General features: G+C 58.3%; 20 protein-coding genes and 1 tRNA gene. 14 read left to right on the top strand and 7 right to left on the bottom strand.

Features of this window, described 5'->3' with window-relative positions; genetic code table 11:
- The first annotated feature begins 198 nt into the window (after positions 1 to 198).
- The gene (locus PP4_RS01575; RefSeq protein WP_016497596.1) at positions 199 to 642 is read left to right on the top strand and encodes a hypothetical protein; all 444 of its coding nucleotides are present in this window, start codon (positions 199 to 201) and stop codon (positions 640 to 642) included.
- A gap of 181 nt (positions 643 to 823) precedes the next feature.
- Here PP4_RS01575 and gabP read toward each other — a convergent pair whose 3' ends face one another.
- Positions 824 to 2,209: a GABA permease gene (gabP, locus tag PP4_RS01570; protein ID WP_016497595.1), complete on the bottom strand. Its 1,386-nt coding sequence runs from the start codon at positions 2,207 to 2,209 to the stop codon at positions 824 to 826.
- 641 nt (positions 2,210 to 2,850) lie between these two features.
- Between gabP and PP4_RS01565 the strand changes: the two genes are divergently transcribed.
- The 5 genes from PP4_RS01565 (at position 2,851) to PP4_RS01545 (ending at position 7,157) form a co-directional block, all read left to right on the top strand.
- The gene (locus PP4_RS01565) at positions 2,851 to 3,624 is read left to right on the top strand and encodes an ABC transporter ATP-binding protein (RefSeq protein ID WP_016484496.1); all 774 of its coding nucleotides are present in this window, start codon (positions 2,851 to 2,853) and stop codon (positions 3,622 to 3,624) included.
- 11 nt (positions 3,625 to 3,635) lie between these two features.
- Complete coding sequence (locus PP4_RS01560) at positions 3,636 to 4,388, top strand: ABC transporter substrate-binding protein (RefSeq protein ID WP_016497594.1); 753 nt, start codon at positions 3,636 to 3,638, stop codon at positions 4,386 to 4,388.
- Between the two features lie 54 nt (positions 4,389 to 4,442).
- Positions 4,443 to 5,135, top strand: coding sequence for an ABC transporter permease (locus PP4_RS01555; protein ID WP_016497593.1), 693 nt, complete (start codon positions 4,443 to 4,445; stop codon positions 5,133 to 5,135).
- Complete coding sequence (locus tag PP4_RS01550) at positions 5,135 to 5,824, top strand: ABC transporter permease (protein ID WP_016497592.1); 690 nt, start codon at positions 5,135 to 5,137, stop codon at positions 5,822 to 5,824. Before PP4_RS01555 ends, PP4_RS01550 begins: the two co-directional genes overlap by 1 nt.
- Before the next feature lie 127 nt (positions 5,825 to 5,951).
- Positions 5,952 to 7,157, top strand: a complete 1,206-nt coding sequence (locus PP4_RS01545) for a methyltransferase (protein WP_016497591.1) — start codon at positions 5,952 to 5,954, stop codon at positions 7,155 to 7,157.
- 237 nt (positions 7,158 to 7,394) lie between these two features.
- Here the strand turns inward: PP4_RS01545 and PP4_RS01540 are convergent, their stop codons facing one another.
- The gene (locus PP4_RS01540; protein ID WP_016497590.1) at positions 7,395 to 7,664 is read right to left on the bottom strand and encodes a DUF3077 domain-containing protein; all 270 of its coding nucleotides are present in this window, start codon (positions 7,662 to 7,664) and stop codon (positions 7,395 to 7,397) included.
- Positions 7,665 to 8,183: 519 nt separating this feature from the next.
- On the opposite strand from PP4_RS01540, the gene PP4_RS01535 reads away from it, so the two are divergent.
- The 5 genes from PP4_RS01535 to thyX all read left to right on the top strand — a co-directional run bounded on the left by PP4_RS01535 (position 8,184) and on the right by thyX (position 12,774).
- On the top strand, positions 8,184 to 8,432 hold the full coding sequence (locus PP4_RS01535) for a hypothetical protein (protein ID WP_016497589.1): 249 nt from the start codon (positions 8,184 to 8,186) through the stop codon (positions 8,430 to 8,432).
- Between the two features lie 98 nt (positions 8,433 to 8,530).
- Positions 8,531 to 8,606, top strand: a tRNA-Thr gene (locus tag PP4_RS01530).
- A gap of 163 nt (positions 8,607 to 8,769) precedes the next feature.
- On the top strand, positions 8,770 to 10,089 hold the full coding sequence (locus PP4_RS01525) for a tyrosine-type recombinase/integrase (RefSeq protein WP_016497588.1): 1,320 nt from the start codon (positions 8,770 to 8,772) through the stop codon (positions 10,087 to 10,089).
- A gap of 1,024 nt (positions 10,090 to 11,113) precedes the next feature.
- Positions 11,114 to 12,004: a dCTP deaminase gene (locus PP4_RS28475; protein ID WP_041167494.1), complete on the top strand. Its 891-nt coding sequence runs from the start codon at positions 11,114 to 11,116 to the stop codon at positions 12,002 to 12,004.
- Positions 12,001 to 12,774 (top strand): FAD-dependent thymidylate synthase, encoded by a 774-nt coding sequence (gene thyX, locus PP4_RS27660; RefSeq protein WP_016497586.1) that lies wholly within the window; start codon positions 12,001 to 12,003, stop codon positions 12,772 to 12,774. The genes PP4_RS28475 and thyX overlap by 4 nt, the downstream gene beginning before the upstream one ends.
- A gap of 201 nt (positions 12,775 to 12,975) precedes the next feature.
- Here the strand turns inward: thyX and PP4_RS01515 are convergent, their stop codons facing one another.
- The 4 genes from PP4_RS01515 to PP4_RS27655 form a co-directional block, all read right to left on the bottom strand.
- Positions 12,976 to 13,554 (bottom strand): hypothetical protein, encoded by a 579-nt coding sequence (locus PP4_RS01515; protein WP_016497585.1) that lies wholly within the window; start codon positions 13,552 to 13,554, stop codon positions 12,976 to 12,978.
- A 3-nt stretch (positions 13,555 to 13,557) separates the two neighbouring features.
- Positions 13,558 to 14,856 carry a hypothetical protein gene (locus PP4_RS01510; RefSeq protein ID WP_016497584.1) on the bottom strand — a complete coding sequence of 433 codons (1,299 nt, stop codon included), beginning with the start codon at positions 14,854 to 14,856 and terminating at the stop codon, positions 13,558 to 13,560.
- A 409-nt stretch (positions 14,857 to 15,265) separates the two neighbouring features.
- Positions 15,266 to 15,739 carry a helix-turn-helix domain-containing protein gene (locus PP4_RS01505; protein WP_016497583.1) on the bottom strand — a complete coding sequence of 158 codons (474 nt, stop codon included), beginning with the start codon at positions 15,737 to 15,739 and terminating at the stop codon, positions 15,266 to 15,268.
- Positions 15,740 to 15,780: 41 nt separating this feature from the next.
- Entirely contained in the window at positions 15,781 to 15,906 is a 126-nt protein-coding gene (locus PP4_RS27655; RefSeq protein ID WP_231859021.1) for a type II toxin-antitoxin system HigB family toxin, read from the bottom strand.
- A 174-nt stretch (positions 15,907 to 16,080) separates the two neighbouring features.
- Here PP4_RS27655 and PP4_RS27650 point away from each other — a divergent pair, with 174 nt between their 5' ends.
- Entirely contained in the window at positions 16,081 to 16,287 is a 207-nt protein-coding gene (locus PP4_RS27650) for a DUF3079 domain-containing protein (protein WP_016497582.1), read from the top strand.
- 291 nt (positions 16,288 to 16,578) lie between these two features.
- Here the strand turns inward: PP4_RS27650 and PP4_RS01500 are convergent, their stop codons facing one another.
- Positions 16,579 to 18,876, bottom strand: a complete 2,298-nt coding sequence (locus PP4_RS01500) for a TonB-dependent siderophore receptor (protein WP_016497581.1) — start codon at positions 18,874 to 18,876, stop codon at positions 16,579 to 16,581.
- Between the two features lie 140 nt (positions 18,877 to 19,016).
- Between PP4_RS01500 and PP4_RS01495 the strand changes: the two genes are divergently transcribed.
- Together PP4_RS01495 and PP4_RS01490 are read left to right on the top strand one after the other, a co-directional pair.
- On the top strand, positions 19,017 to 19,739 hold the full coding sequence (locus tag PP4_RS01495; RefSeq protein WP_016497580.1) for a response regulator: 723 nt from the start codon (positions 19,017 to 19,019) through the stop codon (positions 19,737 to 19,739).
- Between the two features lies 1 nt (position 19,740).
- Positions 19,741 to 21,108, top strand: coding sequence for an ATP-binding protein (locus tag PP4_RS01490; protein WP_041167951.1), 1,368 nt, complete (start codon positions 19,741 to 19,743; stop codon positions 21,106 to 21,108).
- The last annotated feature ends 81 nt before the right edge of the window (positions 21,109 to 21,189 follow it).

Below are 21,189 nucleotides of genomic sequence, written 5' to 3'. Positions count from 1 at the left end.
TGCCGGGGCTGCCTTGCAGCCCATCGCCGGCAAGCCAGCTCCCACAGGGTTTGCACCGACCTGGAATGTTGCGCAGTACCTTTGGGAGCTGGCTTGCCGGCGATGGGCCGCGCAGCGGCACATTTGCACAACACTTGGGTTTCCCCTGCAACTGCGCTTCAATACGCGCACTTTTCAGACACCCCAAGGATTCACCCCATGGCCACCCCTACCAAGCAACAGAAACGCGCCAAGCGCGCCGCCAGCAAGGCCAAGCAGAACCGCATGGTGCGCAGCGGCCAGGCGGTCAAGCCCAGTGCCGGCGACAGCGCCAGCGTCGAGCAGGTGTTCAACAAGGCGATGGAGTCGGGCAGCTACGACGCGATGTTCGAGAAGATGAAGGAAGCCCAGGCAGGCGGCCTGGTGCCGATGATCTCGGTATTCCTGGTGGACCCGCTGCTGGCCCTGGTGCTCAAGGGGCACAAGGAAGAGCACGCTACCGACTACATCGTGCTGGTGTTCAACGCCTACCGCAAATGGCTGGACGGCGCTGACGAAGAGGCCACCATGGCCTGGCTGGAAAGCGATGAGTTCCAGGATGCCTACATCGCCGCATCCGAACTGGTGGCCAAGCAGCAGCAACAGCAGAAGCAGTTTGGCTGACAGGGCCATTTAACCTGCAAGGGCCCTATCGCCGGCAAGCCAGCTCCCGCAGGTTCATGACAGGCCTGAGTGCAGCAACATTCCTGTGGGAGCTGGCTTGCCGGCGATAGGGCCGGTGCAGGCAACAAAAAAAGGCCGCACCCTTCACAGGGCGCGGCCTTTTCATTTCAGCCAGCGCGGATCAGTTATCCAGCGCCACCCGCCCGGCAGCTTCGCGCTTGCGGTGCACCAGCAAGCCAGCCGCTACTACACCAATGCTCAGCAACGCAGTCGCGATGATCTCCGCACGGTGATCCTCACGCAGCGCCATCACCACAAGAATGGCAACGATAAAGGCAATGGTCGCCCAGGTCAGGCCCGGGAACAGCCACATCTTGAAGGCAATCTTCTCGCCACTGGCTTCACGCTTGGCACGCATGCGCAGCTGCGAAATGGCAATCACCAGGTACACCAGCAACGCAATGGCACCAGAACTGGCCAGCAGGAATTCGAACACCTGGGCCGGGGCCACGAAGTTGGCGAACACGCAGAGGAATGCCGCTGCAGTGGACAGCAATACCGCCACGTACGGGGTCGCCGCCTTGGTGGTGCGCTGGGCGATGGCCGGGGCGTCGCCACGCTTGCTCAGCGAAAACAGCATGCGCGAAGAGGTGTACAGAGCCGAGTTCAGGCAGCTGGTCACGGCAATCAGCACGACGATGTCGACAATCAGCTTGGCATTCGGCACGCCGATACGGCTCAGCACGGTCTGGTAGGAACCGGTTTCGGCCAGGGCCGGGTCGTTCCACGGCACCAGGGCAACGACCAGGAAGATCGACACCAGGTAGAACAGGCAGATACGCCAGATGACCGAGTTGGTGGCGCGGCTGATCTGCTTGCCCGGGTCCTTCGACTCGGCAGCGGCGATGGTGACAATTTCGGTACCCATGAACGAGAACATGGTGGTCAGCATGGCTGCCAGCACTGCGCCCAGGCCGTTAGGCATGAAGCCTTGGGTGTCGAACAGGTGGCTGGCACCGCTCACCTGGCTGCTCGGCACAAAGCCGAACAAGGCCGCACAGCCCACGGCGATGAAGCCGACGATCGCCAGCACCTTGAGCAGGGCGAACCAGAACTCGAACTCGCCGTAGTTCTTCACGCTGCACAGGTTGGTCAGGGTAAGCGCCAAGGTAATGATGAGGGAGAAGGCCCACAGGTCAACTGCAGGGAACCAGGCATGCAGAATGGCCGCGGCGGCGTTGGCTTCCAGCGGAATCACCAGCACCCAGAACCACCAGTACAGCCAGCCAATGGTAAAACCGGCCCAACGCCCGATGGCGCGGTCGGCATAGGTTGAGAACGAACCGGTATCTGGCGAGGCGACCGCCATTTCACCCAGCATGCGCATGACCAGCACGACCAGCGTACCGGCAGCGGCGTAAGCCAGCAGCACGGCCGGGCCGGCAGCTGCGATGGCGTGGCCGGAGCCTACGAACAGGCCGGCACCGATGACGCCAGCGATGGACAGCATGGTCACATGCCGTTGTTTGAGCCCCTGAGCGAGGTCATTGGAATTGTTACCGCTCATTAAAACTACCTTTGTAAGGAGTGGACCACTCCGACTGCGGAAACGGAGCGCGCCAGGGGTTGGTCTAGGCGTCGCTGCAATCGGCGGTTTCCTACTGGCAATAAGCGCGCCACCAGCTGAATGCATTCGTCAGAAATTTCTGCGGGCCTTTTAGGACGCGGTTTGGAGGGCTTTCGGCCAGACCTTGACCGAAAGGACGCCAAATCGTCGGATTACTGAAATACCCACTTACAAACGCACCAAAGGTGCTCCCCGGTAACACCTGTGCACCACCGCAATGCCAAAAAGTGCAACCTTGAGGTACAACCTTCTAGCCTGCCTGCGTATTCGCGGGTAACCCCGCCCACACTGGACTGGCCTGATCTAAAGGTCGGGTTTACCCCTCGAATGGGCCAAAACCGCTTCCATGAGCAGGCTAAAGCTGGCACCATCGCGCCTTTTTTCATCAAGGCTCTGGTGCTGGGCGACACCTTCGCGGACATCTGCGCGACGTTGCGCTGCAGCGATGCGACAAACTGCCCCACCAGTGCCCCGAGTCCCTGGCAACCCTGTTGGCCGCCATAATGCCGCTATGCTAGCTTGGCGCACGCCAGGAAGGCCGCCAATAGCTGGGAACGCACCCGAACACATGAGGACCGCACATGGCTCAGGCCACGCCCGCGCTGGAAATCCGCAATCTGCACAAACGCTACGGCGAGCAGGAAATTCTCAAGGGCATTTCGCTGACCGCACGCGACGGTGACGTGATCTCCATCCTGGGGTCGTCCGGCTCCGGCAAGTCCACCCTGCTGCGTTGCATCAACCTGCTCGAGAACCCGCACCAGGGCGAAATCCTGGTGGCCGGCGAAGCCCTCAAGCTCAAGGCTGCCAAAAACGGCGACCTGGTCGCCGCCGACAACCGCCAGATCAACCGCCTGCGCAGCGAAATCGGCTTTGTCTTCCAGAACTTCAACCTGTGGCCGCACATGTCGATCCTCGACAACATCATCGAGGCGCCACGCCGCGTGCTCGGCCAGAGCAAGGCCGAGGCCATAGAAGCCGCCGAAGCGCTGCTGAACAAGGTTGGCATCTACGACAAGCGCCACAGCTACCCCGCCCAGCTTTCCGGTGGCCAGCAACAGCGTGCCGCCATTGCCCGTACCCTGGCCATGAAGCCTAAAGTCATCCTGTTCGACGAGCCCACTTCGGCCCTCGATCCGGAAATGGTCCAGGAAGTGCTAAACGTTATCCGCGCATTGGCCGAAGAAGGCCGTACCATGCTGTTGGTAACGCACGAGATGAGCTTTGCCCGCCATGTGTCCAGTGAAGTCGTCTTCCTGCACCAGGGCCTGGTCGAAGAGCAGGGATCGCCGCAGCAGGTCTTCGAGAACCCGAACTCGGCGCGTTGCAAGCAATTCATGTCAAGCCACCGCTAACGGAGCAATACATGCACACTTACAAGAAGTTTCTCCTGGCAGCTGCTGCCACGCTGGTGATGTCGGCAAACGCCATGGCCGCAGAAAAACTGCGCATGGGTATCGAAGCCGCCTACCCACCGTTCAACAACAAGGATGCCAGCGGTAACGTGGTTGGTTTCGACAAAGACATCGGCGACGCCCTGTGCGCCAAGATGAAAGTCGAATGCTCGGTCGTCACCTCCGACTGGGACGGCATCATCCCGGCCCTGAACGCCAAGAAGTTCGACTTCCTGGTGTCTTCGCTGTCGATCACCGACGAGCGCAAGCAGGCTGTGGACTTCACCGAGCCGTACTACTCCAACAAGCTGCAGTTCATCGCGCCGAAAAATGTCGACTTCAAGACTGACGCAGCGTCGCTGAAAGGCAAGTCCATCGGCACCCAGCGCGCCACCCTGGCCGGCACCTACCTTGAAGACAACTTCAAGGGCGTCGACGTCAAGCTGTACGACACCCAGGAAAACGCCTACCTGGACCTGGTGTCCGGCCGCATCGACGGCATCCTGGCCGACAAGTACGTGCAGTACGAGTGGCTGAAGAGCAAAGACGGCTCGAACTTCGAGTTCAAGGGCGAGCCGGTGATGGACAGCGACAAGATCGGCATTGCCGTGCGCAAAGGTGACACCAAGCTGCGCGACGAGCTGAACAAAGCCCTGGCCGAGATCAAGGCCGACGGCACGTACAAGAAAATCAACGACAAGTACTTCCCGTTCAGCATCGAATGACCCGCCCTGACCGGCGCGCCCCCGTGGCGCGCCAGTCCCTAAAATGACCTGCCCATGAATATCGACCTGCACGGATTCGGTCCGGCCATGATGGCCGGCACCCTGATGACCGTAAAACTGGCGCTTTGCGCCTTGCTGCTGGGGCTGGTGCTGGGCCTGCTCGGCGCCCTGGCCAAGACCTCCCCGCTCAAGCCGCTGCAATGGCTTGGCGGCTTCTACTCGACCCTGGTTCGCGGCGTGCCCGAACTGCTGTGGGTGCTGCTTATCTATTTCGGCACCGTCGGGCTGATGAACAGCCTCGGCGAAGCCCTGAACATGCCGGGCCTGGAGCTTAGCGCCTTCGCGGCGGGTGTAATCGCCCTGGGCCTGTGCTTTGGCGCCTACGCCACCGAAGTGTTCCGTGGGGCCATTCTGGCGATCCCCAAGGGCCATCGTGAAGCTGGCCTGGCGCTGGGCTTGTCCAAGGGCCGCATCCTTTCGCGGATCATCCTGCCGCAGATGTGGCGCATCGCCCTGCCCGGCCTTGGCAACCTGTTCATGATCCTGATGAAGGACACCGCCCTGGTGTCGGTGATCGGCCTGGAAGAAATCATGCGTCACTCGCAAATTGGCGTGACCGTGACCAAGGAGCCCTTCACCTTCTACATGGTCGCGGCCTGCATCTACCTGGGCCTGACCGTCATTGCCATGACCGGCATGTACTTCATGGAAAAACGCGCCGCTCGCGGCTTTGCGAGGGCTGAATAATGAATTGGGAAGTCATCTTCAAATGGCTGCCACGCCTGGCCGAGGGTGCGGTCCTGACCCTGGAGCTGGTAGCCATTGCCGTGGTTGCCGGTTTGATCCTGGCCATCCCGCTGGGCATCGCCCGCTCCTCGCGCCACTGGTACGTGCGCGCCGTGCCGTTCAGCTACATCTTCTTCTTCCGCGGCACGCCGCTGCTGGTGCAGCTGTTTCTGGTCTACTACGGCCTGGCGCAGTTCGATGCGGTGCGTTCCAGCTCGCTGTGGCCGTACCTGCGCGATCCGTTCTGGTGCACGGTGCTGACCATGACCCTGCACACCGCTGCCTACATCGCCGAGATCCTGCGTGGCGCGCTTCAGTCGATCCCCAAAGGTGAGATCGAAGCGGCGCGGGCGCTGGGCATGTCGCGTGGCAAGGCGCTGTTCTACATCATGCTGCCCCGTGCTGCGCGCATCGGCCTGCCGGCGTACAGCAACGAAGTGATCCTGATGCTCAAGGCCAGTGCGCTGGCCAGTACCGTGACCCTGCTGGAACTGACCGGCATGGCCCGTACCATCATTGCCCGCACCTACCTGCCGGTGGAAATCTTCTTTGCCGCAGGCGTGTTCTACCTGGTGATCTCGTTCCTGCTGGTGCAGGGCTTCAAGCTGCTGGAGCGCTGGCTGCGCGTGGATGCCTGCCAGGGTCGTTGAGACCTTACTGGCCATTTCGCGGGTAAACCCGCTCCCACAGGTACATCACAGGCCTTGAAACCTGTGTTAATCCTGTGGGAGCGGGTTCACCCGCGAAGAGGCCCTCAAACCCAACACACTTCTTCCCATGCCCAACCACCTCCACAGCCACCACCTAAGCACCCGCTTCAAGGCCCTCGACCAATTCCTGGTCGAGCACCAACAGCTGTGGAAACCCCGCCCCTTCACCACCCTGCAACTGGCCTGGGAAACCACCCACCCCGAACTCGCCACCCACCTGCGCCAATGTTCCCTGGCAGACGCCGAAGCCGACAGCGCCGCTGACCGCTTGCCCGCGCCCTTCGCGCAACTGGCCGAACAAGCCCGGAAGCTCGCCGCCCTCGGCAGCCTCCCTCAGACCGACCTGCCACCCGCCGCCCACCGCCTGGACGTCGCCGTCCCCGGCCGCAAATGGCAGCAGATCGAAGCCTTCGCCAGCCACCTGGCCTTCCGCGACCCGCCCCGCCACTGGCTGGACTGGTGCTCCGGCAAAGGCCACCTCGGCCGTCGCCTGCTGCAACCCGGCCAACAGCTGACCTGCCTGGAGTACGACGCCGAACTGGTCGTCGCCGGCCAGGCCCTGAGCGCCCACCATCACTTGCCAGCACAGCACGTACACCAGGATGTGATGGCCAGCGACAGCGCCCGGCACCTGGCCGGCGACAAAAGCGTGGTTGCCCTGCATGCCTGTGGCGACCTGCATGTACGCCTGATGCAACTGGCCAGCCAGCAAGGTTGCCGGCAACTCGCCGTAGCCCCCTGCTGCTACAACCGCATCGCGGCGCCGCAGTACCAAGCGTTATCCACAGCCGCGCAGGCATCGAGCCTGCAGCTGTCGCTGGACGACCTGGGCCTGCCCCTGAGCGAAACCGTCACCGCCGGCGCCCGCGTGCGGCGCCAGCGCGACACCTCGATGGCCCGGCGCCTGGGCTTCGACCTGCTGCAACGCCAGCAGCGCCAAAGCAGCGAATACCTGCCAACGCCGTCGCTGCCGGTAGCCTGGCTGGAAAAGCCCTTCGAGCAGTACTGCCGCGACCTGGCCGATCTCAAACAAATGCCCTTGACCGGCAACCCGGACTGGACCGCCCTGGAAGCCGCCGGCTGGCAGCGCCTGGCCGAGGTACGCAACCTGGAGCGCGTACGCAACCTGTTCCGCCGGCCGCTGGAGTTGTGGTTGGTACTCGATCGCGCCCTGTTCCTCGAAGAACAAGGCTACGCCGTTCGCCTAGGCCTGTTTTGCGACTATCCACTGACCCCACGCAACCTGCTTATCCTCGCGGAACGCGACCGTTAGCCGCAGCACAACCTGTGGATAAGTCTGTGTACAAGCTTTTGATTACCTGTTGGATCCAAGCGCTATTTCAAGCGTTTGGCTTATTCCGGGTTGCAGCTCAAGGCCAGTAAAAACAGGCGTTTGCGCAAAGACCAGCGGCGCAGCGATCCGGCATGCCTTTCGCGCAAGTCCCAAATGCCACTTGTGCATAAACATTTCTTGTGGTTGGCGCAAGCGGCTTTTGTGGGAGCAAAAATTTCAGTGCGCCTTACCTTTGGCGATCTCGATATCGTTCATCAACGCCTTGGCCATGTCGCACAGGTAATCGGCAGCACCCAGGAATTTATGGTCGTCTTCCATATCTCCCTCACGCACCAGGTGCTTGATGTAGCCCATCAGGATCGAGACATGCTCGTAGGCAGCATCCACGGGGACACCGGGCTCCACACGTAGCAGATTGAGGGATGGGTTACCGGCTGCGAGGAAGGTTTCCACGCCTGCGGTGGTGACTGGCTCATCTTGTTTCATGGCAAATCCTCATTCACGAAAGGAGGCTGCCAAAAATCTTTCTCACGGATTTGAGGCGGCAGCCGTACGCGGGGTGAGAAACCGAGTGAATAAGGAAGCCCGGCCAGACCGAGGTCTGCCCACGTACGGCCACCATGACAGGTAGCGCTTATTCAAAGTCGGGCTCTCACACCCGGTCGCCTGAGCGACCCGAAAACGGTATCTGTGAGCCACTTCCCCGACAACAGCGATACTTCGGCGGCGCGCGTAGGATACTTCCGAAGCATCCAAACCCAGAAGCTTTTGGCCCCATGGTTCAGAATTTCCTTACGCAAATTGCCGCACTCACACGATCCCTGTGGGAGCGGGTTCACCCGCGAAGAGGCCCTATCAGGCAACACAAGGCTAATGCCCCACCGCCGTAACGGTGTATCATCCGCCCCCCAAATCATTAAAAAGTGACGTCGCGCGCTGCCCGCCAGCCTCGCGGCCTTCTGGCGTTGCGCCAGAACCGACAATGGACCAACGGACCTGACCATCGTGACCCAAGCCAAACCTCTCGCCCTGTTGACCCTCGCCCTGGCCCTCACCGGCTGCGCCAGCGGCACCTCGCCTCACCCAAACAGCAACCTGGGCTGGAACCACCCCGGCATGCAACTGGGCGGCGACAACGGCCTGCCCCTGCGCACCGAAAGCCCCTGCCGCAAGCGCGGCTGCGACAACGACAAGTTGTTCTTCAACCCGGGCAAAAGCGAGCCAAGCGTCAACACTATCCACCGCGGCTGGTAGGAAAATTCTCCTTTTGGGCCGGTGACTTAGGTCTTTTGCGAACATTCGCAAGGAAGTGGTTTACAGGCGCCAAACGATCGTTATAATGACGCCCCATTGCCGGTATAGCTCAGATGGTAGAGCAACTGACTTGTAATCAGTAGGTCCCGGGTTCGATTCCTGGTGCCGGCACCATTCAAGGTTCCATACAAAGCTTTTAAAATCTCTGGAACCCCCGAAAAACCCGCCTTCTGGCGGGTTTTTTCGTTTTGGCGTTCCGTCGGATTCCGGGGGTAGCCAACGCTAATAAGGGTAGTTTTAAGGATAGAGGTCCGTTTCGATATCGGAGACTACCCTTATGGCCCGCACCACTGCCCCGCTTACAGACACCGCCTGTCGCACGGCAAAGCCCAGAGAGCGCGAGTACAAGCTCTTCGACGGCGACGGTCTCTACCTCCTTGTGCAACCCAACGGCCGCAAAGGCTGGCGGCTCAGGTACGTGAAACCCGATGGCCGCGAAGGCCTGACCGCCCTCGGCAGCTACCCGGTGGTCGGGCTGGGCGACGCACGCCGCAAGCGCTTCGAGATCAAGCAGCAGCTCGCCAACGGCATAGACCCCATCCAGTACAAGCAACAAACCAAGACTCAGGCCGTGATCAACGGCCGGACCTTCGAAAGCGTTGCGCTCGACTGGTATGCGAGCATGGTGCCGAAGTGGGCGCCCGGCCACGCCAAGACTGTGCTCAGCCGATTGAAGACCCACGTGTTCCCTTTGATCGGTGCCAGAGCAATTGTTGAGCTGGACACCCACGACCTCATGCAGCCACTGGAAGCCGTGACGAAGCGCGGCACCATCGACGTGGCGCTCAGGATCAAGAACTACCTGCAAAGCATCATGCGTGAAGCCAAACGGCTGCGACTGATCACGGCGAACCCGGCTCACGACCTCGATGGCTCGATCAAGACACCACGGGTAACTCACCGACCCGCACTACCCTTATCGCGGCTGCCAGGGCTACTGGCATGCATTGAGGACTACAGAGGTCGCCCGCTCACGCGCCTCACGGTGATGCTGTCGTTGCATGTATTCGTACGCTCAAGTGAACTGCGCTTCGCTCGTTGGAATGAGTTCGACCTCAAGCGTGGAATTTGGGAGATCCCCGACACCCGCCCGGCGCTGGACGGAGTGCCCTTTTCCACAAGGGGTACGAAGATGGCCGGGGACATTCACGTTGTACCCTTATCGCCGCAAGCCGTGGCCTTGCTCGAGCAGATCCACGCGATCACCGGCAAATTTGAGCTGGTGTTCGCTGGCGATGCCAAGCCATGGAAACCGATGTCCGAGAACACGGTGAATGCCGCGCTCAGGACGATGGGCTACGACACCAAGGTGGATATTTGCGGCCACGGGTTCCGAGCCATGGCGTGCAGTGCGCTGGTCGAGTCCGGGCTGTGGTCAGAGACGGCCATCGAACGGCAGATGAGCCACAAGGAACGCAACAACGTGCGGGCCGCTTATACCCACAAGGCCGAGTTCCTCGAAGAGCGCCGGATGATCATGACCTGGTGGAGCCGGTTTCTGGAGGCGAACCGCGAGGACCATGTGACGCCGCATGAGTTTGCCAAACAGACGGGCGAGAACGTAACGCGCCTTCGCAGTGCCAAAAGGACCGAGTAACCCGCCGCACCACCACCTCAACTCGCTGTGAAGTTACCCACAGCACCGCATGAAGCTCTTCCGCGCGGGTCCTTTCAAACGGGGCTGCAAAGCCGCCCCGTTTGAAAGGACCATACCTAAGAAAAAAACTGCTGGCACAGCTTACGTCTGTGGAAAACCACTGATGTCCACCGGGGGATAGTTTTATCCACAGGCGCTAAATCCCTGATATCGCACCGCTTGACGAATATTGTCCACAAGCGTAGACCGGGAGTCGCAAGAGCTGTCGATGACAGCACCCCAGGTGACCCGAACCTTAAAGGTCACGCCGCTCCCGCGGTGGTCCACCCGCAAGTACGATTCGCGTCCGGCAGCTCGTACGGTCACTACCCATGTGATGGATGCCACCTCAATATCGTTGCCCCTGCGGCAACCACCCTACCCATCTGCTCAGCAGCAGCCTATTCGCTTGGCCATTTCACGTGCGCCAACCTGCGCCCGTCTCTTTCACTGGAAAGAGACGGGCGCTCCTGACACTGCTGCAGCCCTGATAGCACATCGCTCAGCGGCAATTCCCCTCGTGACAATTGGCGTGACAAACGCCGATGTCACCAGCAACAGCCATGCAGATGATGGTGCCGCAGACCAAGGAATGGCCTGCACCTGACTGACAGTCAGGCATGCCCCGGTCATCGCATTGCTGCGTTCACCCGGCTCAGGATCTCGCGGCACTGGTCTCGTCAGCCAATGCAGCCTCCACCCGCCCACCGGTAACGGTGCTCAGGAGGCCAGATCATGAGATGCCCTTGCTCCCGGTCGTAAGGAGCCGCCAGTCCCGTGAAGAGGACATTCCCCACAGGTCGCAGGGGCCTTGATCCCTGATAACACTCAGCATTCTTGGCGGGATGACGTGGGGAATAGGTTTGGGACTTCGGCAAAACAGACCGGCCTGGATGGCGTACGGGGCGGGCGCTGCGAGCCTTTTGAAAAATTCAACATTCACTTACTATAAGAGTATCTTGAGCTATTTCTTTGGAGACCTGGTTTGCTATTAACTGACGCTGAGATCCGAACAGCCGTACTCTCCGGAGAAATAGATTTTGGCCGTCTTTTCGATCACCGGCAGATCCAATCCGCTTCTATCGATCTGACTGTCGGAAAAATATATATCCCGGACAAAATAAAAGAAATAAACAAAGTTCAGAACATCTCCGACCTAGCGATACACCAGTGCAGTATAGGAGCAGGGGAAGCGATAATTATCGAACTATCTGAAAACATACAGTTAAGCAAAGACATCGGAGGCATTCTCCTACCTCCGAACTCTTTGACAAAGAATGGCATCATCATGACCAACCCAGGTCATATCGATCCAGGTTATAGCGGAAAACTCACGGTTTGTCTCATTAACATGGGTAAAGACGCAGCTCCAATGGAGCCAAGCTCTGTCGTAGCAACTCTGCTCCTGTTCAGGCTAAATGCTCCTTCCTCTGGCTATCAAAAAGGGCCAGGCACCGGTGCAAACCTAACGCAGCTATCTAAACTTTCAAAAGATTTCGCAAACATTTCAGAAAGGTCGTACGACGATATCAAGCGAGTGATCTGGAGGCATTTCATAGCTGCGCTGGGACTCTTGTCGTTAGCTTTCGCAATTCTAGCGATCGTTGTACCGAGTTTACTTCCAGTTGCAACAGGCCTTCTAGAAAATAGACACAGCGAATCAAAAAATGGCGAAGCCATCAAAAAGCTGGAAGAACAGATAAAAACTCTGCAAAGCCAGCTAGAAAAAAAGCCTTCCGTAATTGACACACCTGCACCTGCACCTGCACCTGCACCTGCACCTGCACCTGCACCTGCACCTGCACCTGCACCTGCACCTGCACCTGCACCTGCACCTGCACCTGCACCTGCACCTGACCATAAGGAGACAGAATGAAAGTCTCAAGTCCTATTGTGAGATGCGTTGCAAAAAGCTCTATTGACTTTGACGCGATTCAAGAATTCTTAGATTCTGAAAAAATGGTGTGGCAAAGAACGACTGACTCTAAAAGCAGCGATGACTTAGTCGAATTCTCAGGGCGAATTTGCTATATGTCTTTTGGTCAACGTCAATCGCCTAGAAGCAATCAGGAATACATACTCAACCTCATTGATAGCGGGCATGGCAGTGTGCTCGAGCATGCAAGTTGGACTTTCATCGTATCAGGTGTATCACGGGGTTTCACCCATCAACTTGTGCGACATCGCGCTGGCTTTTCATATAGTCAGCTTTCACAGCAGTATTACGACGAGTCTGACGCGGACTTTGTTGCGCCTCCATCCCTAAAAAAAGATTCTCCTTTATATAAAAAATGGCTTGATGCAATGCATTCATCAGTCGAGCTATATAGAGAGCTCATCGCGAGCGCAAAGAAACTATCTATAAGCAACAGCTTTTCCAACAAAGAAAAGTTACGAGAACTCAGAACAACTGCAAGATCAATTCTCCCAAACGCCATTGAAACAAAATTAGTATTCACGGCAAACGCCAGAGCACTGAGGCACTTCCTAATTACGAGAGGGGCAATCGAGGGTGACTGGGAGATGCGGGATGTGTCAACTCAAATCCTAAAAATTGTCAAGCAAGACGCACCTTCGCTTTTCCAAGACTTTGAAACAATAAAATTAAGCGATGGAAGCAGTTCTGTCATAAAAAAGACCATATAGCCACGCCAGAAAAAACCTTAGGCGACTTAATGCACTTTAAGTCGCTAGGCCTCGACGCATCATATCAAACTATAAGCTTTATCGGGATCCAGAAAATGGGGGCTGATTTATCTTCCGAAACATAAATCAATCCATTTTTGTTTTTGATCAAAAATCTAAACAACACCGAAAACCGCCCCCTGCAACTACAAACGGCAGTAGTTAGTTCCGCATCTTCATGTCTGCTCTGTAAAAGTTATCCCTCGGGAAAACAGAAACGTACTCAGACTCTTCGGTCTCGTAGCGCACCCAAATATTATCCACGCTTTTGTAAATGAGACATCCCGTCTGGCTGTCCTTGTCGTTCACATGAACGACCACAAAATTGCACCCATTAGTGACAGCAACCTCGCCACCACTTTTCATTGCCGAATTGAATAGATAGTTAGAAAACCACACTATCCCAACCAGCAAAAAAATTCCTTTCAACTGCGAACAGGCGAGCAACAAATTCTCAGCCCTTGCAGATGCAATCTTCTTCAAATACAGCGTACCCAATAACGCCGACAGCACACTAGCGACAACAAAAAATAAAAATGGATACGCAACAGGGCTTACAACCTTGATTATTTCTCTACCACCCTCAAAGAAAATTTGATCCACAGCAACATCAACGAACGCGGGGTCTACTCTCACGCTTCGAAAGTAACCATTAAAATAGCCTCTTCCTGAAGCATATGTAATAGCCGTCAGTAAGAATGCACCACCTACGAATTCTAAAATTCCATTTCTCACCGTCACCCCCTATTCCAAGTCAAGGCGGAACTGCTCGCCCGTTCCGCTGGAATGTTGTTTGGCCCCCATGGTTTTTTCTGAACCACTCTCAATATCTATTTGTGGCGAGAAGGAAATAGACGGCAATGCGCTATCGGCGTTAGCTAATTTTAGATCAAGGCTAGAGGTCAAACTTGTAACCCCTTTCTTGCCCATAATCTGCTTATACTCCTCAAGCATTTTATCTGTTTTGTCCCTATCAGCAGGCTTTGCAGTTCGCTCCTGGGACATATCATCTTGTTTAAGAGTTGATACTATCTCTTCAGATAGACTAGCCAGCGCATCAGACCCGCCTTGACACCCAGTCAAGCCGAAGGCTAGCAAAGAAGCTAAGACCCGAGCATAGACCTCTGGTTTCACTCCATTCAACACCTGAACTGCGTGATGAAAGTAACCAGGCGACATAACTTCAGCCTGCGAGGTCAATCTTTCTTGAAAGTCGGTCCCATGCAAGCTGTCCTCTAACAATCTCGCCAAGTCAAAACCCGGCATAGTTGGTTTCAGCAGAGCATCTGTCGTCAATTGCGTGCAAACTACGAAATCAAGCAGCTTGCACATACTTCGAGTGCCAACGGGGCCAATTTTTGCAACGCGATTAGAGAAATAAACCACGTTTGAACGAACAAAAATAGGATAAATCAAACAATATATTTTATCCCAATATTCGTCCAAGCTGGAAACCGTATTCCTAGCTAAAAGAGGCTTCTTTAATCCGGCACTAAGAAGCTCCCGTGCAATTGGCTTACCCCAGGCAACATTCCTGCGTAGCTTAGACTCTAAATACTCAACCTTCGGCTCTTTTGAGCCTCTGTATATCTTATTAACCAACACAGTCTCATCAATGTAAGACTCTGACGTGAATTGTCCGATAACTATATGGGTCTTACATAAAGTAACGACCAGATCACCCACGCACATTTCTTGCGCAAATTTATTCACCTGCGCTTCGCGGTTGGCTAGAGACATTTTGCTTTCAAAATACTCTTCCTCGGCCAACTCAACATCTTGCTCTAGCTCAGTGCTGGTGTCATCGAGTTTTTTCAGTACTGCTAAAGGTGAATCAAAGAAGCTGTCAGATTCAGCTTCCAGATACCCGCGCAAAATCTCTCTAGAAGGAATTTCGTCAAGCGCGTGTTTTTTGATTAGCTTGTCGATATGAGCGATTGCAACAACGCCGTGCTTCAGGAAATTCTGAAAATGCTTTCCGCCGGAAGCCCTAACCAACCATATGCGCTGTCCCTCAGGGTATACAAAGACTTTCGGAAGCACCTTCAATTCCCTCTGCAATATCAGAATGATGGCTCAGTATAATTTTCACGCCATCCGAAATGCAACAAAAAACACTCATGGTGTTTAAGCGCTCTTATAGCGCAAACTTAATACTGCAGGAAACACTTATACGCCGCGTGCAAAAACACCTACTACTAGATACTGAACCGCCCTTTATTCGGCCCAACCCGGAGTATCACTCACCAATTAAAAAACGGAGATAACCGCGACGGATAGTTTTAGAGATAGAATCAAAAATAACATCACAGAAAAATATTTACTTTCAGTTATTTACGAGCTTTTTCGACTCCTGGTGCCGCACCATACGCAGTATCAAAAAAGGCTCACCGAAAGGTGGGCCTTTTTTGTTTTCGGCTTTCACTGCGCTGCTCCCACCCTGTCTCCGCTGTCAAACCACCCCATGCATGAAGAACTCGACCGGTACGCTGAAAAACTCAGCAAAGCCCTTTACCTGGGCAACCGTCATCTTCCGCTTGTTGTTCAGAATCTCCGAAACCGCGCTCTGGGTCGCTATCGCCGACAGGTCCTTCTGCTTCACCCCCCTGTCCGACAGCAGAAAGGCCAACGCTTCGGCCTGGCTCGCGAACGGCACCAATACGGACTCACTCTCATACTCGTAGACGCGGTCCGCTACCATCTCCGCAAAGCGTGCCGCAGCGTGGCCTTCACTGTCCGCATGGGAGTAAAGCTCGTCGATCAATGCCATGCGTGCCTGAAGCTCGGCATCGTCCTTGATGGGATCATGGCAGGCGGCCAGAAGCTGGGCCATGGTTGCCATCTGAGTGTTCAGGCCATCGAGCATGGGTGAAATATTAGCGATGAAGGCATCTAGTCCATTGGCTTCGATTTTAGCCCGCTTCATGTTGTCACCTGTCGAATTGAAATATCGCGCTGCCCAGGTTGCTACCTGATATCGCTTCGGCACCATTTGTCGTACTCGGCGTGCGACAAAATGGCCTTGATGTACAGAGTGCCCGTTCGCGCATTGAGACACGCGATGTGGCGGCATTCGTTTTTCTTGACCCGCATTGTGTTGTCGCGGCGCCCCAACATAAGGTGGAAATTGTCTGTGATCCAGATATCTGTCAAATAGATATCTGGATGCGCGATGACTTCGCAACCGCCAATGGATTGATGTCGGTCAACCGAGGGGCTGGGCCAGGGGTTTACGTTCAGGCCAAGTAGCCCTGAGGGAGGATGAGCATGGCCAAGAGATTTCCCACAAACCCTCGCCACCCCGAGCGTATCTGCTGGGGTTGCGACCTGTACTGCCCGGCCAAGGCGCTAGCCTGTGGCAATGGCGCAGACCGGACCATGCATCCGGTGGAGCTGTTTGGCGAAGATTGGGATAGCTTCGAGGGCCATTTGGAGAAGCCAGCTGATGCAGGGCACGCGGCAGAGCCCACCTGAGAAAGGGCCGCTTGGGAGCGGGCACACCCCGAAACCGACACCGTGGTGGATGGCACGGGCTTCGCCCGTGTTCGCGGGCGAGCCCGCTCCCACAGTGATCGCGCTCGCTTTCAGATTTTTTGCAATTCAGTTGCCCCGACAGATACTGCATAGACCTGAAGTCTGCGCGGTACCTGTGGGAGCGGGCGTGCCCGCGAAGAGTCCAACGCGGTGCATGGCACCGGCTTCGCCGGTGTTCGCGGCTAAAGCCGCTCCCACAGCGACCGCGCGCAGACCTGTGGGCACGGTTGGTCAGAACGCGGTACTTACCGTCAACGACAGGTTACGCGGGTCGCCGTAGATGGCCCCGGCATAGAACCCGTACTGGGTGTAGTAGTGCTTGTCGAACAGGTTGTTGGCGTTGAGGCTGACGCTGGTTTCATCGGTCAGCTGGTACTTGGCCATGGCATTCCAGATGGCATAACCGGACCAGTTCACGTCAGTGGCACCATTGCTCACACCGTTCGTGGGCTGGCCAGCCGGGCTGGAGATGGCGCGGATGTTGGTCTGCGCAGTCACGCCGGCGCCCAGGGTCAGGCGGTCGAGCGGGCCGCTCAGGCGGTAGGTGGTGGAGGCCTTGAACAGGTGCGACGGGTCGCTGCGGCCATCGCTGTCGACGCGACGGAAGTGCAGGTAGGTGTAGCCGGCATACACGTTCCAGTTGGGCGTCAGCGCGCCTGCCACTTCCAGGTCGATACCGTCGGTTTCCACGCCAGAGCCCGCCTTGTAGGCGCTGGCCCCGGTCGGTGTGGTCAGGTCGCCGTCCAGCACGGCCTTGTTTTCCTGCTTGGTGCGGAAGTACGCCGCCGAGGCGTTCAGGCGGCCATCGAACCATTCACCCTTGATACCTGTTTCGTAGCTTTGCCCACGAATCGGCTCGACCTTGCTGCCGCTGCTGGTTTCAGAGGTTTGCGGGGTGAAGATATCGGTGTAGCTGGCATACAACGAGTAATTGTCGTTGAGGTCATACACCGCGCCCAGGTAGGGGGTGACAATGCCGTTTTCTTCCTGGCTGCTGCGCTCGCCGGCCACGCTGCGGGTCACCGAAGAATAGTTGCTGGTGCGCACGCCAACGATTACCGATAGCGGGTCGGTGATGCTCAGGCGGGTGGCGGCGTACATGCCCTGCAGGCGGGTGGTGGTCTTGCTGTGAAGGCCGGTGCGCGAGGCGATGAGGTCGTAGTCGTCATCCACGCCATTGTGCCAGTCCGTGACCGGGAAGCCGTTATTGGCGCGGAACTGGCAACCCAGTGCAGGCGCGCTGGCCATGCCGTCGCCGACCATGGTGCAGGTGTACTGGGGCGACCAGCCAACGGTGCGGCTGTCGTTGTAGCCGACCATGGCCTGGTGGGTGCGGCCAAACAGCTGGAAGGGGCCGGAGAGGTCGATCTGCGCCGACTGCTGGGTGGTGTCGCTGGAGCTGTGCAAACCGTTCAGCACCGCGCCGCTGCCGTCCTGGTCCCAATAGCCGCCGAAGCTGCCGCGCCCAGCCGAGTTCACCTTGGCAAGGCCCCGGTGGTTCAAGGCTTCGGTAGTCGCCTGGGCTGCTTTCAGGTCCAGTGTCCAGTCGTTGTCGAAGCGGTGCTCCAGAGAGCCGAACGCGGTACGGGTGGTGTACTCGCCAAAGCTCCAGCTGGGCACCACGTTGGTGCTGCGCGGCAAATCGGTCTTGCTACCGTCGCGGTACCAGATGGGGATGTTCGCGCCCCAGCCGCCGCCGACAACCTTGTTGTACTCATACTGGTAACCGGCGCCCAGGGTGGTGGCGTCGTCCAGGTCGAACTCGAAATTGGCCAGCGCGGCGCGGGAGCGTTCGGACTGGTTGTCACGGAACGAGTTGGCGTCCTGCTGGGTCATCACGAAGCGCGAGCGCAGGCGGCCATCCGCGGACAGGGGCAGATTCAGGTCCGCACCCAGGCGACGCTTGTCCCAGCTGCCGTACGTGGCGTAGGCGCTGCCGCCGAATGTCTTGGTCGGTGCCTTGCGGATCAGGTTGACGGTGGCCGAGGGGTCGCCGGTGCCGCCCAGCAGGCCGTTGGCGCCGCGCACGATGTCGATGCGTTCGTACAGGTCCATATTCAGTGCGTTGCCACTGCCGCTGAAGTCCGAACCGCCCTGGGTCTGCAGGCCGTCGACCTTCCAGTTGCTGATCGAATAGCCCCGGGCACGGTAGTCGGTACGCCCACCTACCTCGGACTTGTTGGCCGTTACGCCTGGCGTGGTTTCCAGCGCCTGCTCGATGGTGTGGATGTCGCGGTCATCCATCTGCTGGCGGGTAATGGTGGTGACCGATTGCGGCGTCTGGCGTGGCGTCAGCGCCAGGCCGGTGGAGCTACGGGTGCTCTCGACCGTGTAGCCTAGCTGGCCAGCATCGTCGGCCGGCAGCAGAGCGCTGTCTTCGATCTGCGTGGCGTCCAGCTCCAGAGGTTTGCCATCGGCAGCCATGGCCCCGCCACTGATGGCGACGGCAACGAAGAACGCCAACGGCTTGAGGCGATTGCCGCTTTGGCTGATGGGGGTGAACACTTTCGGGATGCGCTTGGGATTCATTTGGGAAGGCTTCGTATTTGCAGATGATTTTTTGTTAGGATTCTAGGGATCGGCCCTCCCGGCTCCAGACCCGACATGTACGGGGATGTAATTGAACGTAACGAGCGCCACCGGCCCTCACCGAACAGGTGTTTTTCCGCATGACCACGACCTTGCTGGTTGTCGACGATGACGACGAAATCCGCGAACTTCTTTGTGATTACCTGACCGATGCCGGCTACAACGTGCTAGCCGCAGCAGACGGTGAACAGATGCGCGAACAGCTGGCCCGGCACAAGGTGGACCTGGTGGTGCTCGACCTGATGCTGCCCGGCGAAGATGGCCTTAGCCTGTGCCGCCAGTTGCAAGCGACCCCGGGGTTGGCAGTAATCATGCTGTCGGCCAAGGGAAGCACGCTGGACCGCATCATCGGCCTGGAAGTGGGTGCCGACGACTACCTGGCCAAACCCTTCGAGCCGCGCGAGCTGATCGCCCGGATCAAGGCCGTGCTGCGTCGCCCGCAACGCCTGGACACTCCCGCGGAAGAGTCCGCCGTGGCGGACGCCCAGCTGTTCGCAGGCTTTCGCCTTGAACACGTCAAGCGTCTGCTCACCCGCCCCGATGGCGAAACCCTGACCCTGCCGCGCTCCGACTATCGCGTGCTGCGCGAACTGCTGGAAGCCAACAACCGGGTGGTCTCCCGCGACCAGCTGACCCGCAGCGCGTTTGGCCGCGACCACCTGCCCGACGACCGTTCGGTGGACATGTGCGTCAGCCGCCTGCGCCAGCAACTACGCCGTGCGCCGGCGGGGGCTGCGCAAATTCTCACCATCCGCAACGAAGGCTACCTGCTGAGTATCGCCAACCTCGCGGCCGATGCCTGACATGCGCTGGCTTCGCCGGCTGTGGCCGCGCACCTTGTTTGGCCAGCTGCTGCTGATCATGATCAGCGGCACGCTGGTGATCCAGTTGATGTCGAGCAGCATCTGGTTCGATGTGCGTTTCGCCCAGGTACTCGAGGCGCCCATTCGCCTGATCGCCGCGCGCAGTGCGCCCCTGATCGCCCAGGCCAGTTGCCACGCCGGCGCGCTGAAGGTGCCCGCCCACTATCAGTTGCGCTGCGCCGAAACGCTACCCACACCTGAACATGACGAGCGCCGAGGGCGCAGGCGCGTCGAGCTGTTGCTGCAGCAGGCCCTCAGGTACGAACTGGGGCATGCCCAGGACGTGCGCCTGCTGAAGGTGCGGCTGACCGATGAGCTGGGCCAGCCGATTGTCTGGCGCAGCCTGTTCGGCCTGCGCACGGCCCAGGCGCATGTGCAGTTCGCGGTGCCGTTGGCCGACGGCCACTGGCTGACCATCGAGGGCCAGGAACTGCAGGGCTGGAGTGGCGAATCGGCCTGGGTGCTGATCAGCGACTACCTGTTGCGGGTGTATGCGCTGCGGATTGTCGCGGTATTGCTGGTGTGCCTGATTGCCGTGCGCCTGTGCCTGCGCCCGTTGCGGCGCCTGGCCGACGCAGCGCGCGGCCTGGGCGGCAACCTCGAGCAGCCTCCCCTGGCGCTGGATGGCCCGGAAGAAGTGCGCCAGGCGGCCCAGGCGTTCAACGCCATGCAGCAGCGGCTGATTGCCATGGTCAATGACAAGGCCTACTTCCTGGCCGCCGTGTCCCACGACCTGCGCACCCCGCTGACCCGCATGCGCCTGCGCCTGGAGCGGCTACCGGACGACGAACATCGCCAGCGCCTGCGACAGAACATTACCCAGATGGACGACATGATCGGCCAGGTACTCGATTACCTGCGCGCAGGCGAGCAGTTGAATTTGCAGCAGGTGGACCTGGACAGGCTGGTGGCACGCCAATGCGCCGAGTTGGCCAGCGCCGAAGAAGCGCTGCCGGTGCATGGCAAGGTGGGGTGTTCGCAGGTGGATGCCCTGTTGCTGCAACGCTGCCTGCAAAACTTGTTGGTCAATGCGTTGCGCTACGCGAAGGACATCTCGGTCACACTGGAACGGGCTGTCGATGGGGTGTTCATCCACATCGACGACCGCGGCCCTGGGATTGCGCCGGGCCTGCTGACAACCATCACCGACCCGTTCGTGCGCGGTGAAGGCTCGCGTAACCAGGCATCCGGCGGCTACGGGCTGGGGTTGAGCATTGCCCAGCGGATTGCCAACAGCCATGGCGGTGAGCTGATGGTGGCGAACCGCGAGGGCGGTGGGTTGCGGGTCAGCATACTGCTGCCTGGCTAACGCTATTTTTCTGTGGGACTGCGCAATCAGGTAACAGTCTTTTACCGATTACCCAGGTTTTCCCCTCCCCGCCTTTGCCTA

This window comes from Pseudomonas putida NBRC 14164, assembly GCF_000412675.1.
In the GTDB taxonomy this organism is placed as follows: domain Bacteria; phylum Pseudomonadota; class Gammaproteobacteria; order Pseudomonadales; family Pseudomonadaceae; genus Aquipseudomonas; species Aquipseudomonas putida.
The sequence above is the reverse complement of the archived record's forward strand: the minus strand, read 5'-3'. Positions and strand labels throughout refer to the sequence as shown.

Excerpts from the sequence above, each read along its gene's own strand:
- PP4_RS01575 (WP_016497596.1), top strand. The coding sequence starts at position 199 with ATGGCCACCCCTACCAAGCAACAGAAACGCGCCAAGCGCGCCGCCAGC.
- gabP (WP_016497595.1), bottom strand. The coding sequence starts at position 2,209 with ATGAGCGGTAACAATTCCAATGACCTCGCTCAGGGGCTCAAACAACGG.
- PP4_RS01565 (WP_016484496.1), top strand. The coding sequence starts at position 2,851 with ATGGCTCAGGCCACGCCCGCGCTGGAAATCCGCAATCTGCACAAACGC.
- PP4_RS01560 (WP_016497594.1), top strand. The coding sequence starts at position 3,636 with ATGCACACTTACAAGAAGTTTCTCCTGGCAGCTGCTGCCACGCTGGTG.
- PP4_RS01555 (WP_016497593.1), top strand. The coding sequence starts at position 4,443 with ATGAATATCGACCTGCACGGATTCGGTCCGGCCATGATGGCCGGCACC.
- PP4_RS01550 (WP_016497592.1), top strand. The coding sequence starts at position 5,135 with ATGAATTGGGAAGTCATCTTCAAATGGCTGCCACGCCTGGCCGAGGGT.
- PP4_RS01545 (WP_016497591.1), top strand. The coding sequence starts at position 5,952 with ATGCCCAACCACCTCCACAGCCACCACCTAAGCACCCGCTTCAAGGCC.
- PP4_RS01540 (WP_016497590.1), bottom strand. The coding sequence starts at position 7,664 with ATGAAACAAGATGAGCCAGTCACCACCGCAGGCGTGGAAACCTTCCTC.
- PP4_RS01525 (WP_016497588.1), top strand. The coding sequence starts at position 8,770 with ATGGCCCGCACCACTGCCCCGCTTACAGACACCGCCTGTCGCACGGCA.
- thyX (WP_016497586.1), top strand. The coding sequence starts at position 12,001 with ATGAAAGTCTCAAGTCCTATTGTGAGATGCGTTGCAAAAAGCTCTATT.
- PP4_RS01505 (WP_016497583.1), bottom strand. The coding sequence starts at position 15,739 with ATGAAGCGGGCTAAAATCGAAGCCAATGGACTAGATGCCTTCATCGCT.
- PP4_RS27655 (WP_231859021.1), bottom strand. The coding sequence starts at position 15,906 with ATGCGGGTCAAGAAAAACGAATGCCGCCACATCGCGTGTCTCAATGCG.
- PP4_RS27650 (WP_016497582.1), top strand. The coding sequence starts at position 16,081 with ATGGCCAAGAGATTTCCCACAAACCCTCGCCACCCCGAGCGTATCTGC.
- PP4_RS01500 (WP_016497581.1), bottom strand. The coding sequence starts at position 18,876 with ATGAATCCCAAGCGCATCCCGAAAGTGTTCACCCCCATCAGCCAAAGC.
- PP4_RS01495 (WP_016497580.1), top strand. The coding sequence starts at position 19,017 with ATGACCACGACCTTGCTGGTTGTCGACGATGACGACGAAATCCGCGAA.
- PP4_RS01490 (WP_041167951.1), top strand. The coding sequence starts at position 19,741 with ATGCGCTGGCTTCGCCGGCTGTGGCCGCGCACCTTGTTTGGCCAGCTG.